The sequence below is a fragment of the Streptomyces sp. NPDC058469 genome, from assembly GCF_042721125.1.
Taxonomy (GTDB): Bacteria; Actinomycetota; Actinomycetes; order Streptomycetales; family Streptomycetaceae; genus Streptomyces.
Genome location: NZ_JBHXME010000082.1, coordinates 13611 through 29593, shown reverse-complemented (window position 1 = coordinate 29593; position 15983 = coordinate 13611). Strand labels below are relative to the sequence as shown.

The 15983-nt window shown below is 70.4% G+C and carries 11 protein-coding genes and 1 pseudogene; 6 read left to right on the top strand and 6 right to left on the bottom strand.

Going from position 1 to position 15983, the window contains the following annotated elements:
* Nucleotides 1-10: 10 nt before the first annotated feature.
* The gene (locus tag ACFWP5_RS29955; RefSeq protein WP_384163209.1) at nucleotides 11-1240 is read right to left on the bottom strand and encodes a PP2C family protein-serine/threonine phosphatase; all 1230 of its coding nucleotides are present in this window, start codon (nucleotides 1238-1240) and stop codon (nucleotides 11-13) included.
* A gap of 123 nt (nucleotides 1241-1363) precedes the next feature.
* Between ACFWP5_RS29955 and ACFWP5_RS29950 the strand changes: the two genes are divergently transcribed.
* Entirely contained in the window at nucleotides 1364-1930 is a 567-nt protein-coding gene (locus ACFWP5_RS29950; RefSeq protein WP_384163206.1) for an AAA family ATPase, read from the top strand.
* Nucleotides 1927-2790: a fructosamine kinase family protein gene (locus tag ACFWP5_RS29945; RefSeq protein WP_384163203.1), complete on the top strand. Its 864-nt coding sequence runs from the start codon at nucleotides 1927-1929 to the stop codon at nucleotides 2788-2790. Before ACFWP5_RS29950 ends, ACFWP5_RS29945 begins: the two co-directional genes overlap by 4 nt.
* A gap of 34 nt (nucleotides 2791-2824) precedes the next feature.
* Here ACFWP5_RS29945 and ACFWP5_RS29940 read toward each other — a convergent pair.
* Both ACFWP5_RS29940 and ACFWP5_RS29935 read right to left on the bottom strand, forming a co-directional pair.
* Nucleotides 2825-3493 (bottom strand): annotated as a pseudogene (locus ACFWP5_RS29940) (alkaline phosphatase family protein); the annotation flags it as partial.
* A 427-nt stretch (nucleotides 3494-3920) separates the two neighbouring features.
* Complete coding sequence (locus ACFWP5_RS29935; RefSeq protein WP_384163200.1) at nucleotides 3921-5114, bottom strand: PP2C family protein-serine/threonine phosphatase; 1194 nt, start codon at nucleotides 5112-5114, stop codon at nucleotides 3921-3923.
* Nucleotides 5115-5673: 559 nt separating this feature from the next.
* Between ACFWP5_RS29935 and ACFWP5_RS29930 the strand changes: the two genes are divergently transcribed.
* The 4 genes from ACFWP5_RS29930 (at nucleotide 5674) to ACFWP5_RS29915 (ending at nucleotide 11377) form a co-directional block, all read left to right on the top strand.
* On the top strand, nucleotides 5674-6999 hold the full coding sequence (locus ACFWP5_RS29930) for an extracellular solute-binding protein (protein WP_384163197.1): 1326 nt from the start codon (nucleotides 5674-5676) through the stop codon (nucleotides 6997-6999).
* Nucleotides 7000-7046: 47 nt separating this feature from the next.
* Nucleotides 7047-7898 carry a carbohydrate ABC transporter permease gene (locus ACFWP5_RS29925; RefSeq protein WP_384163261.1) on the top strand — a complete coding sequence of 284 codons (852 nt, stop codon included), beginning with the start codon at nucleotides 7047-7049 and terminating at the stop codon, nucleotides 7896-7898.
* A complete protein-coding gene (locus ACFWP5_RS29920; RefSeq protein WP_384163194.1) occupies nucleotides 7895-8818 on the top strand; it encodes a carbohydrate ABC transporter permease in 924 nt (307 codons plus the stop codon). Before ACFWP5_RS29925 ends, ACFWP5_RS29920 begins: the two co-directional genes overlap by 4 nt.
* Nucleotides 8819-9022: 204 nt before the next feature.
* The gene (locus ACFWP5_RS29915; RefSeq protein ID WP_384163191.1) at nucleotides 9023-11377 is read left to right on the top strand and encodes a glycoside hydrolase family 3 N-terminal domain-containing protein; all 2355 of its coding nucleotides are present in this window, start codon (nucleotides 9023-9025) and stop codon (nucleotides 11375-11377) included.
* A gap of 75 nt (nucleotides 11378-11452) precedes the next feature.
* Here the strand turns inward: ACFWP5_RS29915 and ACFWP5_RS29910 are convergent, their stop codons facing one another.
* The 3 genes from ACFWP5_RS29910 to ACFWP5_RS29900 form a co-directional block, all read right to left on the bottom strand.
* The gene (locus tag ACFWP5_RS29910) at nucleotides 11453-13591 is read right to left on the bottom strand and encodes an RICIN domain-containing protein (protein ID WP_384163188.1); all 2139 of its coding nucleotides are present in this window, start codon (nucleotides 13589-13591) and stop codon (nucleotides 11453-11455) included.
* Nucleotides 13592-13807: 216 nt separating this feature from the next.
* Nucleotides 13808-14902, bottom strand: a complete 1095-nt coding sequence (locus ACFWP5_RS29905) for a substrate-binding domain-containing protein (protein WP_384163185.1) — start codon at nucleotides 14900-14902, stop codon at nucleotides 13808-13810.
* Between the two features lie 130 nt (nucleotides 14903-15032).
* Nucleotides 15033-15917, bottom strand: a complete 885-nt coding sequence (locus tag ACFWP5_RS29900) for a LysR family transcriptional regulator (protein WP_384163182.1) — start codon at nucleotides 15915-15917, stop codon at nucleotides 15033-15035.
* Nucleotides 15918-15983 lie beyond the last annotated feature (66 nt).

Genomic DNA, 15983 nt, shown 5'->3' with positions numbered 1-15983 from the left:
GTACGGCCGGTCAGAGCCGGACGATGATCAGGGCCGTGTCGTCGGTGGCGCCCCCGTGCGGGAGCAGTTCGTGGAGTACGGCGTCCGCGAGGGCTTCGGGGTCGGTGTTCTGGTGGCGGACCAGGGAGTCGGCGAGGCGGGCCAGGCCCTTGTCGATGTCCTCGCGACGGCGTTCGATCAGGCCGTCGGTGTAGAGGACCAGGGTGGAGCCGCGGGAGAACGCGGTGGTGGCCTGCGGTCGGGGCATCGGGTCGGGACGCGCGTCGAGGGGCGGGTCGGTGGCCCGGTCCAGGAATTCCACGCGGCCGTCGGGATGGATCAGGGCGGGCGGCGGGTGTCCGGCGCTGCTGTAGGTGATGGTGTGCCGCTCGAAGTCGACGAAGGTCGTGACCACCGTGGCGGACTCGGCGCCGTCGACCACGTTGGCGTAGCGGCCCAGGACGTCGAGGACCTCGGCGGGGCCGTCCGCGACCCGGGAGGTGGCGCTCAGGGCGCTGCGCAGTTGGCCCATGACGCCGGCGGCGGCCAGGCCGTGGCCGACGACGTCGCCGACGGAGACGCCGATACGGTTGCCGCCGACCAGGTCGACCACGTCGTACCAGTCCCCGCAGACGTTCAGGGAGCCGACCGCGGGCCGGTAGCGCACGGCGATCTGGTGGCCCGCGCCCTGGCGGCGGGTGGGCAGCATCGCCGCTTGGAGCGCCAGGGCGACCTCGCGTTCGCGGGCGTGGGCGCTGCGCAGGCGTTCGTTGACCTCCTGCAGTTCGCGGGCGCGGGTGTACAGCTCGGCCTCCAGTACCCGGGTGCGGCTGCCGCCGGAGCTGCCGCGGGCCCGGATCAGTTCCGTGACCTCCTCGACCCGGTGGACCAGCAGCACCACCTTGCCGTCCGGGTCGAGCACGGCGGCGTTGACCGGGCTCCAGTAGCGCTCCTCCCACTTCCCGGGACACGCCGTCGACTCGATGTCGTAGCGCTGGAGAGCCATGCTGTCGCGTTCCCCGGTCGCCAGTACCCGCCGTAGCGAGACCTCCAGGTTGCGCATGCCGGTGGCGGCCGTGTCGCTCGGATTGTCGGGGAAGACGTCGAAGAGGAAACGGCCGACGACCTGCTCGCGGGTGCGGCCGGACATGCGCAGAAACTCCTCGTTGGCGTCCGCGTACACCAGGTCGGGCGTCAACAGGGCCACCATGCCGGGCAGCCCCTGGAACACCGCCGCGTAGTCGATCGCCGCGTCCGTCATGGCCCTGCCACCAATCGCCGCTATCACACCATTTTCCCACGGTATAAGCAGACCGGGTACGCCTCGGGGGGCACTTTGCGTTCCCCCGGTCACTCAGTGCCACACGATGGATAGGGTGCCCCGGTGACCACGCTCTCCTCCCCCACCCGGCTGATCGTGCTGCGCGGCAACAGCGCGTCCGGCAAGAGCTCGGTGGCCACCGCTCTGCGTGAGCGGTACGGCCGCGGTATCGCCCTGGTGCGCCAGGACACCCTCCGCCGCGAGGTGCTGCGCGAGCGTGACATCCCCGGCGGCGCGAACATCGGCCTGATCGACCTGACCGTCCGGCACGCCCTGGCGCACGGCTTCCACACCGTGCTGGAAGGCCTCCTCTACGTCTCCCACTACGGCGAGATGCTGGCCGGTCTGCTCGCCGACCACCCGGGCCGCACGCACTGCTACTACCTCGACGTGCCGTTCGAGGAGACCCTGGCCCGGCACGCCACGAAGCCCATCGCGGACGAGGTCACCGAGCATCAACTCCGGGAGTGGTACCGGCCGTTGGACGTACTGCCCGGTGGTGTGGAGACGGTGATCCCGGCGACGAGCCCGCTGGACGGGACGGTCGACCGGGTGCTGCACGAGTCCGGGCTCTGCGCCTCGCCGTGCGCGCACCTCCGCCCGGCTCCCGTTCGTACGCTGTCACCGTGACCGAAGGCGAGAGTGCGGGTGCCGCCGCGGCCCGGCTCACCGGGTGCGCGGTGACCGGTGAGCGTCCGTTGTCCGAGGCGGTCACCGAAGTCGCCCTGGACGACGGTCAGTTGGTGATGGTCAAGGGCGACGAGGCGCCGGGCGCGGTGCGGGCCGAGGCAGCGGGGCTGCGCTGGCTGGCGGACGCCGGGACGGTCCGTGTCCCGGCGGTGCGCGGGTTGGACGAGCGCTGGCTGGTCACCGATCTCGTCCGCACCGGGCCGCCGAGTGCGCGAGCGGCCGTCCGGTTCGGTCGCGACCTGGCCGCCCTGCACGCTTCCGGCGCACCCGCGTTCGGCGCGCCACCGCCCGGCGGTCCCACGGACGCGTACATCGGGCTCGCGCCGATGCGCAACGTACCCGCCGCCGACTGGCCCAACTGGTATGCCGAGCAACGGGTGTTGCCGTATCTGCGCCGGGCGGTCGACGCGGGCACCCTGCGGCATGCCGAGGCGACGGTGGTGGAGGAGGTCTGCGAGCGGCTGCCCCGGCTCGCCGGTCCCGCCGAGCCGCCCGCGCGGCTGCACGGCGATCTGTGGAACGGGAACGTGTTGTGGGGTGCCGACGGGCATGTCTGGCTGATCGATCCGGCCGCGCACGGCGGGCATCGGGAGACCGACCTGGCGATGCTGCGCCTCTTCGGCTGCCCGTATCTGTCCGAGCTGCTGGACGGCTACCAGGAGGCCGCGCCGCTTGCCTCCGGGTGGGCCGACCGTGTCGGGCTGCATCAGTTGTTTCCGCTGCTGGTGCACGTGGTGCTGTTCGGTCGCGGCTATGCCGAGCAGGCGCTCTCGGTGGCGCGGGCGGCCGTGGCCGGGTGACACCGGCCAGGGCCGCCCACCGCGACGGTCCGGGTCAGACGCGCGGGCGGCGGCCCCGCTCCTGGTGCGGGAACTTCTGGTCCGCTCCCGGCAGCGTGGGCTTCGGCAGCGTCGCCACTTCCTCCTTCGCCTTCTCCAGCTGCTCCGCCGTGTCGTCGGGCAGTCGGGGCGAGCGCGGACGGGCGTCGCGGAAGCGGAACGCGGAGGTGAAGTCGCCGAAGGTGTCACGGCGCCAGTCGGTGACGTTCGGTTCCTCGACGCCGGTGAACCGCTCCAGGAACCGCAGCGCCGAGGTGTGGTCGAATGCCTCCGAAGCGACCCAACCACCCACGGTCCAGGGCGAGATGATGATGGCGGGGACGCGGAAGCCACTGCCTATGGGCAGGCCCTGGATGAACTCGTTCGCCGTGCCCGCGGGCGGCGTCGGCGGGACGACGTGGTCGAACAGGCCGTCGTTCTCGTCGTAGTTGAGGATGAACGCGGTCTTGCGCCACACCTTCGGGTTCGAGGCGATCGCCTCGATCTTCGACGCCACGTAGTCGGCACCCGCGGCCGGGAGGTAGTCCGGGTGCTCCGACTGATAGCTCGTGGGGCAGATCCACGACACCGTCGGCAGCCGGTCGTTGCGGGCGTCGTCCTCGAACGTGCCGTGCGGCTGCGGGCGTACGCCCCGCTCGTACAGGTCGGAGCCGGGCTGCGCGTTCCCAGCGCGCCCGCGGCCGACCCAGGAGTCTACGACGTGTCAACTCGGCCGTGATTGCCCCTTCTTGAAGAAGCTTCGAGGGATCTCGTGGACCAGACCTCGGATCACTCTCCGCCCCATTCGGTATGGGGTGTCAGGGGCGTGCGATGAATTTGCGGCCAACGTGCGGAAAGGGGTTGGCCAAGCCGCGACCGGCAACATCGGGGCGTGCCTGGGTGTTGCCAAGCCTCGGGGGACGGCTGGGCTCGCGCATGAGTCGGCGGGCTCGAAGGCTCCGGCGCCGGATTCGTTTCCCGTTTGCGAAGTTCACCGTGCGCCGCGCCCGGCCCGCGCACGGACAGCCGTACGGAAAGGCGCACGGCCGTACGGAAAGATCGGGTGGATCGGTGAGAAGTACCCAGAAGCAGCCCGCAGCGGGGCCGACCGCCTAAGCCGGATTTCTCGGGCGGAGTCGGGCGGCGATCGCGGCGACGTCGTCCTCCGCCTCCTGGACGTGGAGACGCAGCACGATGTCGTCGAGGAGGCGGGAGACGCCCTGGCCGGGGTGCAGGCGGAGTCGGGCCAGGCGGGCGAGGGAGACGTCGATGTCCTCGCCGCGGCGCTCGACCAGCCCGTCGGTGAACATGACGAGGGTGTCATCGGGGGTGAGGGCGAGCGTGGTCATCTCGTAGTCGGCGAGGCCCGTGCCGAGGGGTGGGCCGACGGGGACGGGGATCAGTTCGCCGGCGCCGTCGCGGTGGAACACGGCGGGCGGGAGATGGCCCGCGCTGGCGAAGGCGGCCGTGCCCCGGTCCGGGTCGAGGAGCGCCAGCAGGCAGGTCGCGGGGCGGCGGTTGTGCTCCTCGGACATGGCCGTGTCCATCTGGCGCAGGATGCGGTGGGGCGGCAGATCGGTGGAGGCGACGTAGCGCAGCATCGAGCGGTACGCGTTCATGTCGACCGCCGCGTCCAGGCCGTGCCCCATGACGTCGCCGATGACGAGGAGGGTGCGGCCGTAGTGCAGTCGTACGGCCTCGAACCAGTCGCCGCCGACGAGGGTGCCGCTGCCCGCGGGCAGGTAGCGGGTGGCCATCTCGACGTTGGGGTGGGGACGGCTGGGCTCGGTGAGCAGGACCTGTTGCAGGTTCAGGGCGGTGGTGCGCAGGCGGTGGTGTTCGACGGCGTGGTGCAGATGGGCCGCGGTGAGGCGGGCCGCGTAGTGCACGGCGGCGGCCTCGTCGTCGGCGAACGTCCGGTCGGCGCGGATCGCGAGGAGGGCGCCGTAGGCCTTGCCCCAGGCGGTCAGCGGCACGGAGAGGGCGGCCAGGACGCCGTGGTCGTTCGTGGTGAACGACGTGGTGATCGGGTGGCCGGCGTCCAGGGCGCGGACCATGACGTCCTCGCGCGGCGCGGTCCGCAGACTGTCCAGCAGTTCCTTGCGGCCCACGGCCGCCATCGGGTGCAGCATGCCGTGCGGTGCCGGGCGTGCCTCGTCCTGCGCGAACAGGTCCACGGCCGCGGCGTCACACAGCCCGTCGACGAGGAACCCCGCGCACTCCGCCGCCGTCCTGCGCTCGTCGAGAGTCGACCCGATGGCGGACACGGCCCGCTGCGCGAGCGCGAACCGATCCGTCGAACCCACCCCTGACCCGCTAACCCCGTCACCGTCCAAGACCGTCCCTTTCTGCCGCCCCCCATCCCAACACCCGCACGCCCGATCGGCCGGTAGCGACCCGTGGTGCGGCGGCATCGGGTCGGGGCGGGGTGACTGGTCGGGGGTGGCGAAACTCCGTGGCCGGGGGGTCCGTACCGCCGATTCTGCAGGCTCAACTGGGGTTCCCGGACACCCCAGTTGTCCGAACAGCCGATCTTCTACCCGGCACTCAACGGGGAATACGGGTTCAACGCCCACACCGTCAGCCGGGGCAAGAGTCCCGTGAGCCGCGGAAGCGATGCTTCCCGGACGGCGACTGCCAGCCACCGAACGTACGGGCCGCCGTAGGACCGCTGCCCTGAGCGGTGTACGAAAATGTTTCGTAACCGAGGAATTTCCCCTGCTTGTCCTGGGTGTGAATTCCGTGTCAGTGTCCCGGCCAGCAGGCAGGCGACCCGCGGTGGGGCATCCGAAAGCCTTTCGGGCCGGTTTCCGTTTCCGATCTGCCTGGCTCACCTACGGCATGCCGAAAGAAGAGAGGCACACCATGCGGGGAATCCCGGTCACCGGACATCTCGGAAGCCCGAGAATTCGACGCGCCGTCGCTGCCGCGGTCACCCTGGCCGCGGCAGCGGGCCTTGCCGCCTGCGGGTCCTCGGGTCCGTCCACGAGTTCGTCGGCGAAGGGCCTGACGATGTGGGCGCTGAACGACCAGACGATCCTCAAGCAGTCCGTCGACGCGTACAACAAGGACCACCCCGACGCGAAGATCACCCTGCGACTGTTCGCCAACGACGACTACAAACAGAAGCTGCGCGTGGCCTTCGGCGCGAACCAGGCCCCGGACCTCTTCTTCAACTGGGGCGGAGGCGCCCTCAACGACTACGTCAAGGCGGGCAAGGTCGACGTCCTGAACGCGACGGACGTGAACGCGGACCGGTACACCGACAGCGTGATGCAGAGCGCGACCTTCGACAGCAAGGTCTACGGCGTCCCCGTCAACGGCCTCGCCCCGGTCGTCCTCTACTACAACAAGAAGGTGCTGTCCGACGCGGGCGTCCAGCCCCCGAAGACGTACGACGACCTGCTCGCGGCCGTGAAGAAGCTCAAGGGCAAGGGCGTGACCCCGCTGTCCCTCGCGGCCAACTCCAAGTGGCCGACCCTGATGTACCTGGAGTACCTGCTGGACCGTACCGGCGGCTCCCGCGTGTTCAGCAACATCGCCGCCGGTGACGCCGCCGCCTGGAAGGACCCGTCGGTCACCAAGGCCAACCAGAAGCTCCAGGACCTGGCCAAGGCCGGCGCCTTCGGCGACAACGCCTCCTCCGTCAGCTACGACCAGGGCGCCTCGACCGCGCTGCTCTACACGGGCAAAGCGGCGATGGAGGTGATGGGCACCTGGGAGTACGCCAACATAGCCAAGGCCGCGCCCGACTTCCTGAAGAAGGGCGAGCTGGGCTACACCGCGTTCCCGGCCCTGACCGGCGGCGCCGGCAACCCGGCGAACATCGTCGGCAACCCGTCGAACTTCCTGTCGCTGAACAAGTCGTCCAAGAACAAGTCGGACGCGCTGACCTACCTGAAGAACTACGTCCTCAACGGCTCCCAGGTCGACGCCTACCTCGCGTCCGGCAGCGTCCCGCCGGTCAAGGGCCTGGACTCGAAGCTCGCGGCGGTGAAGTCGTCGTCCGACAAGGAATGGCTGACGTTCGTGTACGACCTGGTGAACAAGGCCCCGAGTTTCCAGCTCTCGTGGGACCAGGCACTGCCGTCGGACCAGTCCGACCCGCTGCTGACCAACACCGACAAGTCGTTCCTGCGGCAGATCGCGCCCGCGGACTTCGGGACCAACATGAGCAAGGCGGGCTCGTGACCATCACCACCACCCCGACGCGCCGGAAAGGAGGGAGCGGCCTCCTCATGGCCGCCCCGGCCCTGCTCCTCTTCGGTCTGTTCGGTTTCGTCCCCCTGGTCGGTGTGGCGGCGCTCAGCGTCGCCCGCTGGGACGGACTGGGCTCCATCAGCTGGGCGGGCGTCACCAACTGGACGTCCGTCCTCACCGACAGCGCCACCTGGCAGTCCCTGTGGCTCACCGTCAAGGTGATGGTCGTCAGCTGGCTGGTGCAGACCCCGATCGCCCTGGCGCTCGGCCTGTTCCAGGCGCCCAAGGGCCGACTGCGCGCGCTGTTCGCCGTGCTGTTCTTCCTGCCGCTGCTGCTGTCCGCCGTGGCGATCGGTCTCACCTGGCAGGCGCTGCTCGACCCGTCCTTCGGCATCGGCGCCACCCCGGGCCTGCACTGGCTGGCGAAGCCGCTGCTCGGCTCGCCCGAACTCGCCCTGTACACGGTGATCTTCGTGATCGCCTGGCAGTTCGTGCCCTTCCACGCCCTGCTCTACCAAGCGGGGATACGGCAGATCCCGACCGCCCTGTACGAGGCCGCCGCGCTCGACGGTGCCGGGCCCGTGACCCGCTTCCTGCACATCACGCTGCCGCAGCTGAAGTACACGCTGGTCACGTCGAGCACGCTGATGCTGGTCGGCTCGCTGACCTACTTCGACCTGATCTTCGTCCTGTCCGGCGGCACGGGCGGCCCCGGCACCGCCACCCGCGTCCTTCCCCTCTCCATGTACATCACCGGATTCCAGGCCCACGACATGGGCCGGGCCAGCGCCGTGGCCACCCTCCTCGTGGTGTTCGGCCTCGGCCTGTCGCTGCTGACCACCCGCCTGTCCGGCTTCACCCGGATGGACAGCCAGCAGGAGGGCATGTGAGCACCACCGTGACCAAGACCCGAACCCCCGCCACGGGACGACAGGGCGTCCCCACCCACCGAGCGGTGACGCCGAAGCCCGTCCGCCGGAACCCCGCACCGGGGATCCTCCGCCGCACCCTCACCAGTGGCGCCACACTCTTCTGGACGGCGATCGTCGTCGTCCCCATCTACTGGCTCGTCGTCACCAGCCTCCGCAGCCAGTCCGACTTCACCTCCGACAGCCCGCTCGCCCTGCCCAGCCATCCGACGCTGGACAGCTACCGGACCGTCCTGGACGGCGACTTCACCACCTACCTGATGAACAGCGTGATCGTCACCGCGGGCACGGTCGTCATCGCCGTCGCCGTCGCCCTGATGGCCGCGTTCTCGATCGTCCGCAACGCAGGCAGCCGCTTCTCACGGGTGTCGTTCCGCCTGTTCCTGCTGGGCCTGGCGATCCCGCTCCAGGCGGTGATCATCCCGGTGTACCTGCTGATCATCCGGATGCATCTCTACGACAGCCTGCTCGCGATCGTCCTGCCCTCGGCGGCGTTCGCGCTGCCGATCACCGTGATGATCCTGGTCAGCTTCCTGCGGGACGTGCCGCGCTCGCTGTTCGAGGCGATGATCGTCGACGGTGCCGGTGACTGGCGCATGCTCTGGTCGCTCGCGGCACCACTGGCCCGCCCGGCGCTGATGACGGTCGCCGTCTACGACGGCCTCCAGGTCTGGAACGGCTTCCTCTTCCCCCTCATCCTCACCCAGAGCGGCGACAAGGCCGTACTGCCCCTGGCCCTGACCCTGTTCCGCGGCCAGTTCGGCATCGACGTACCGGCCACGATGGCCGCGGTGGTGCTCTCCACCCTGCCGATGCTGGCCCTGTTCATCCTGGCCCGCCGTCAGCTCGTCGCCGGTCTCACCGCCGGTTTCTCCAAGTAGCCCCCACCACCGGGCCCAACACACCGTCCCCTCCCGGCAGATCACTGAAACTGGCCTCGCAAAGGCGCTCCGGCTCACCGCGACGGCCTGTTTGTCGGCCGGGGGTCCGGGGGTTGTCCCCCGGGAAGGCACAGCACCCCGTACGACGGCCGGGCCATGCGCCCGGCCCCGTCGGCGTGCCCGCGCAACACCGAGGAGTCGTGAATGACGACCACCATCCCCGACCACGGCGGCCTCCCCCACCGGGAAGACGACCGCCCCTGGACCGACCCCGCGCTGCCCACCGCCGAACGCGTCGAGGCACTGCTCGCCCGGCTCACCCTGCCGGAGAAGGTCGCGCAGTTGAGCAGTACCTGGGAGGACATCGAGGCCGACGGCCCCGAAGTGGCCCCGGGCAGCAACCACTTCGGCCGCGTCGGCGACCTCGACGAGACCGCCCGGCACGGCCTGGGCCAGCTCACCCGCCCTTACGGCACCCTCCCCCGGCCCGCCCTGGAACACGCCCGCCTCTTGGCCGTGCACCAGCGACAAGTGGTGGCACAGAGCAGGTTCGACATCCCGGCGATGGCCCACGACGAGTGCCTCACCGGCTTCACCGCCTACGGCGCCACCATCTACCCCACCTCGCTCGGCATGGCGGCCACCTTCGACCCCGCGCTGATCCGCAGGGTGGGCGAGGCCATCGGCTCCGACATGGCCGAGGCGGGAGTCCACCAGGGCCTCTCCCCCGTCGTCGACGTCATCCGGGACTACCGCTGGGGCCGCTGCGAGGAGACCTACGGCGAAGACCCGTACCTGGTGGGCGAGTTGGCCGAGGCGTACGTCACCGGACTGCAGAGCGCCGGGGTGTACGCGACTCTCAAGCACTTCGCGGGGTACTCCGCCTCGATGGGCGGCCGCAACCACGCGCCCGTGCACGCGGGCCGCCGCGAGCTCTTCGACGTGATCCTCCCGCCGTTTGAACGCCTCGTCGCCTCAGGTGTGCGGTCCGTCATGAACTCGTACGCCGAGATCGACGGCGAGGCACCCGCCGCGAGCCACTGGCTGCTGACCGAAGTCCTGCGCGACGCCTGGGGTTTCGAGGGAACCGTCGTCTCCGACTACTGGTCCCTGCCCTTCCTCGTGAACGCCCACCGGGTCGCGGCCGACCTGCCCGACGCGGGCGCGCTCGCTCTGCGGGCCGGGATGGACGTCGAGCTGCCCGACCAGCGCGGCTTCGGCGATGCCCTCGTGGACGCCGTCGAACAGGGCCTGGTGGGCGAGGAGTTCGTGGACCGGGCGGTGCGCCGGGTCCTGCGCCAGAAGGTGGAACTCGGACTGCTCGACGCCGACTGGGACCCACGCCCGCCCGCCCTGCGCGCCGGCGAGCTGGACCTGGACAAGCCGGAGAGCCGTCAACTCGCCCGCGCCGTGGCCCAGTCGAGTGCCGTTCTGCTGTCGAACGACGGTGCCCTGCCCCTCGCAGCAACCGGCCGGATCGCGCTCATCGGCCCGTGCGCCGACGACGTGCGGACCATGTTCGGCTGCTACAGCTTCCCCAACCACGTCCTCGCCGAACGTGACGACCTCGGCAACGGTGTCGAGGCAGTTTCCCTGCGCCACGCTCTGACGGCCGAACTGTCGGGTGTGGAGTGGGAGTTCGCGCACGGCTGCCCGATCCGCGAGGCGGACCGCTCCGGTATCGCCGCCGCGGTGGAAGCCTCCGCCGGGGCCGACCTCACCGTGCTGGTCGTCGGTGACAAGGCCGGCATGTTCGGGATCGGCACCTCGGGCGAGGGCTGTGACGTGGAGGATCTGCGTCTGCCGGGCGTACAGGAGGAGCTGGTCGAGGCCGTGTTGGCGACCGGGCGGCCTGTCGTCCTGATCGTCAGCAGTGGACGGCCGTACGCGGTGGGCCGGTTCGCGTCCTCCGCCGCCGCCATGGTGCAGGTCTTCCTCCCGGGCGAGGAGGGCGGCCGTGCGGTGGCCCAACTCATGGCAGGGAAGGCGAACTTCAGCGGCAAGCTGCCCGTGCAGATCCCGACCACGCCCGGCGGCCAGCCCTACACCTATCTCCACGCCCCGCTCGGCGACCGGCAGAGCTGGCTGTCCAACCTCGATCCGACACCGGCGTTCCCCTTCGGGCACGGGCTGTCGTACACGACCTTCGAGATCGACGGGCTTGGCGTGGACCGTGAACTGGTACCGGTGGACGGCGAGTTCACGGTCGGCGCGCGGGTGCGGAACACGGGGGCGGTGGCGGGCGCCGAGACGGTGCAGTTGTACGCGATCGATCCGGTCGCCCAGGTGACCCGGCCGGTGCGGTCCCTGCTCGGCTTCGCCAAGGTGGCCCTCGAACCCGGCGAGCAGGCGACGGTCCGCTTCCACGTCCACACCGACCGGCTGGCCTTCACCGGCCTGGCCGGCAGGCGCGTCGTCGAGCCCGGCGAGATCCTGCTGGAGGCGGGCTCCTCCAGCCTGGACACACCGGCGCGGGGGACGGTCCAACTCATCGGCGAGGAGCGGGCCGCGACGGTTCTGCGGCAGCACGCCGTGCCCGTGAGCATCGAGCGAGCGTAAACCGAGCGCCCCATACAAAAGGTAGCCCCGCCGATCGATCCGATCGGCGGGGCCACCTGCTTGTCCAGTGGGTGCCTAACTGCGGGTCCACTGCTGGGTGGCGGTGCCCAGTCCGGTCCACAGCTCGACCTTCGAGCCGTTGGCCGTCCCCCAGTTGGTCACGTCGATGACCAGGCCGTTGGCCCGGTTGACGATGGTGCCGTCCACACGGAACGCCCACTTCTGGCTGGGCTTTCCGTTGCAGGCCCAGAGGATGAGCGTGGTGCCCGCGGTGGTGCCGTCACCGTTCGCGGCCAGGCAGTTGCCGGAGACGCGGAGTTCGCCCGCGGCGGTCTGCGTGATGGTCTGGTTGGCGTTGCCGGAGCAGTCGTAGATCTGGACCTGGACGCCTGTCGTACCGTTCGGGACGTCGAGGCAGCGTCCGGAGTACGTGCCCTTCAGGGTGAAGGTGGAGGCCGTGGGGAGCGGGTCCTGGACCAGTTGCCAGTCCTGTGAGCCGTCGGTGGTGGCCGCCGCCACGGTGACGGAGCCGCCCGCCGTCGAACCGGTCATGTAGAGGCTGGTGTTGAGCACCGAGCGGAGCTTGTAGTAGCCGCTGGTCGACGAGGCGACCTGGGTCCACTGTTTGTCGGTGGCTCCGTCGTCGACCCACTGGGCCAGCTTCTGCCCAGCCGTCGCCGTGCCGGTCCAGATGGCGGCCGAGCGACCCCCGGCCTTGTTGAGCAGCGTCACGTTGCTGCCCTTGGCGGTCAGGTGCCAGCGCTGGGTGTTGGCCGCGGTGTCCGCCGCCAGGACGAGGTCGGGGGTGTTCCCGGTGAGGTTCGCGTCCTGGGTCTTGCCGGACGCGGTGCTGAGCACCTGGCCGGTGAGCCGGTTGACGAGGCTGTAGTAGGCGCCGTCGGAGCGGCCGAGGTCGACCTCGGCGTACTTCACGGGGCCGACGCTGGTGCCGCTCCACGATGCCTGGAGGACGAGGACACGTCCGGTGCCGTCGACGTACTGGAGCGTGCGGCTGTAGCCGGCGGCGATCGGTGTCCTGTACTCCTTCCAGGTCCCGGTGGACAGCCCGGACTCGTTGACCCACACGTCACCGCTGCCGGAGGCGTTGTAGACGATCCGGCCGTCCGGCATGGGGAGCAGGACCGGGCTGCCGCCGGTGGACAGGGCGGCCCCGCCCGAGGGCACGGGCAGCGAGGTGATCGCGGCGTCGGTGGCCGAGAAGAACTTCGTCGGGTCGTCGGATATCCGGTAGCGGACGTTCGTGCCGCCGCCCCAGTACTCGTACGTCAGAAGCCACTTGCCGTCGGTCGTCGGGGCGATGGTCGTCATGCCCGGCCGGCCGCCGCCGATCTCCGTCTTGCCGTTGCCCATGCTCACCGTTGCGCCGGGGACGTCAACGACCGGGGAACTCCAGGCAGTTGTGCCGGCGCCGTCCCAGGTGCGGTGCAGGAGGACCTGGCCGCCGGAGTCCGTCGCCGTGGCGTTGTCCGGGTCGAGGGTCGGGGCGCCGGTGGTGGTGTTGTAGCCGGTGTAGTCGTCCTCGTCGGAGTAGTAGGCGATCAACGTGCCGTTGTGGGCGAGGAGATGGGGTTCCCACACCGGGTCGACCTGCGCGTAGGTGTTGGCCGTCGAGACCCGGCCGACGCTGCCCGCGCTGCCGCCCTGCCAGCTGCCGGCGGCGATGATGTTCTGGATGGTCCAGGTCGCGCCGTCGTCCGTGCTGGAGTAGAGGGCGAGTGCCACGTCCTTGCGGTCGCCGTCACTGGTGGGCGTCCAGCCGGAGTTGGCGGCTTTCTGCTCCTGGTAGTAGTAGTCGTCGCCGGAGACGATGCTCGCGAGCAGCAGGGTGCCGGCGCTCAGGCTGCCGACGTTCTGCGGGAGGACGTAGAGATACGGGTTGGTCCAATTGCTCGTGTATTTCGCGTACTTGGAGTCGCTGGAGAGGTAGGCGGGGGCCTTGACGTCGGACAGTTTCGCCCACGTCGTGCCGTCGTCGTCGCTCTTGTACACGGGCAGTGTCTGGCCCACCGGAGCGGTCTGGTCGTTCTCGAAGGTGGCCACGATCCGGCCGTCGGCCAGCTGGGCGGACTTCGGGTAGAGAACACAAGGGCTCTTGCTGCACGCGGCGGTGTTGGTCGCCGTATACAGATTCGCGGGACTCGGCTGATAGGCCGACGCACTCGTCGCGGAGGCGATGGCGAATGCCACGCCCATGCCGAAGGCTGTCGCCGCAGCGAAAGCCTTTCGCACCCAAGATCTAGTCAACGGCGTTCCTTTCACCGGGGGAAGGCGCGCACCACTTTCCGGTGGTTCCGGAGTTTCCGGAGGTCCCAGGGGGATGGAATGGGGGTGCGGAGCAGGAAGCCAGTATTCGTATGCGACACCGGGATGTCACCGGCACGTGTCGAAAGTGTTTCGCATGATTGCGGGTTACGCGGTATTGACGTGCTTGGCGGGACGGCGCACGGACGTCGAGGTCCGCAGGACGAGTTCCGTGGCCAGCTCTATGCGCGGGGACACGGGCGCCCTGCCCTGGGCGAGTTCCAGGAGCACCCGGGTGGCCTCGCGCCCCAGCTCCTCGAAGGGCTGGCGTACGGCGCTCAGCGGTGGGCAGGCCATCGCGGCGACGAGTGTGTCGTCGAAGGACATGACCGCCAGGTCGTCCGGTACGGCGAGCCCCTGCTGCCGGGTCGCCTCCAGCACGCCGAGCGCCTGTGCGTCGCTGGCCGCGAAGACGGCCGTGGGCGGGTCGTCGGCCCGCAGGATCTGGGCGCAGGTGGCGAGCGCCTCGGCGTAGTCGAAGTCGGTCGAGCGGACGATCGCCGGGTCGTAGGCGATCCCGGCCTCCTCCAGCGCGGCCCGGTAGCCGTGCACGCGTGCCGCCCCGGCCAGCGAGTGGGAGCGGCCCGCGACCATGCCGATCCGGGTGTGCCCGAGCTTCAGCAGGTGCTGTACGGCGTCGCGGGCCCCGCTCCAGTTCGTCACGCCGATGCTGGGAATGTCCTGGGAGGGCGCGCTGAGCGGGTCGATCAGCACCACCGGGAGCCGTTGCTCGACGATGCGGCGCTGGTCCTCCTCGGACAGCATCGAGATCACGATGACGATCCCGGCCGCGCCGAGCGCGACGCACTGCTCCAGCCACCCGGAGATCGACCGCCGGCTCGTCGTCCCGGTGACCACGTCGATACCGAGCGCGCCGGCCGCGTCCACGATGCCGCGAACCACCTCCAGCGTGTACGGCCCGGACAGGTCCCGGAACACCGCGATGATCTGCCGGGGCGTCGCGGGGTCCCGCTCCCAGGGCCGCACGAAGCCGTGCCGGGCGAGGAGTTCCTCGACCCGCTCGCGCGTCCGCGCGCCGACGTCCCGGCGCCGGTGCACCACCTTGGACACCGTGCTGAGCGAGACACCCGCCTCCGTGGCGATGCTCGTCAGGAGGCCGTACTGCGCCTCCAGTTGCCCCTTGCCGCGACCTGTCACCCGATGCCCGTTCCGCTCGCCGAACACCGATGCGCCGGACCGCATCGCGTACCTGGCCAGTAACTTTGCCGCAAGGTAACGGGGCGCGGGCCGCGGAGGCAAGACCGGTGCACGCCCTCTCACACGGTTCGACCTGCGGGGAACGCACAGGGTGACGAGCGCGCCGCCACCGCCCTCATCCCGCCCGGGTCGAGTCGGTCGTGTGATGGACGGTCTCGGCGATCCGCACGAACGACCGGATCAGTGGAGTGGTGTCGTCGGCGCGCCAGGCGATGACGAACCCGCTCGGCGGCATATCGGTCAACGGCACCACCGTCAGGCCCTCCGGCAGGGCGTGCCCGAGCGGCATCAGGCCCACCGTGCCGTTCCACAACACGGACTGCAGGCACTCACGAGCCGTCCGTACGACGGGCCCGTCACGGCGCCGGCCGTCGCCTGCCGACCCTGTCCAGTAGGCCTCCCAGACGGGGTCCGTGCCGTTCGGGAAGCGGAACCAGCGGCGCTCGGCGAGGTCGGCCAGGCGCAGGCCGTCGCGGTGGGCGAGCGGGTCGTCCGTACGGAGGACCACACCGACCCGGTCCGAACGCAGGGCCCGGGTGGCGATGCCGGTGTCGTCGAAGGGCGTCCTGGTCAGCGCCACGTCGACGAGCCCGGCCCGTAGTCCCGCGGTCGGATCGGTCAGGTCCGACTCACGGATGAGGATGCGGGCGGCGGGGTGGCGCTCCCGGTAGGCGGCGGCGAGCCGGGTGCCGAACTGCTCCGCGCTGTCCGCGAGGGTGCCCACCGTCATGGTGACCGGTCCGGCCAGGGCGGTCACGCGGGCCCGCACCCGGTCGGCCTGCGCCAGCAGGGCGCGCGCCTCCTCGTGGAGCAGGACACCGGCCGGGGTCAGGACCACCCCCGTGGGCGAGCGGAGCAGGAGGGCACAGCCGAGCTCGGTCTCCAGCTGTTTGATCGCCCGGCTCAGCGGCGGCTGGGTCATCCGAAGGCGCGCGGCGGCCCGGCCGAAGTGGAGTTCCTCGGCGACCGCCACGAAGTAGCGCAGCGTGCGTAGCTCCATGACCGGCGATGATACCGACGCGGTATCGGCCGTACAGGATCGGTCTTGGACACCCAAGGGTGTCCG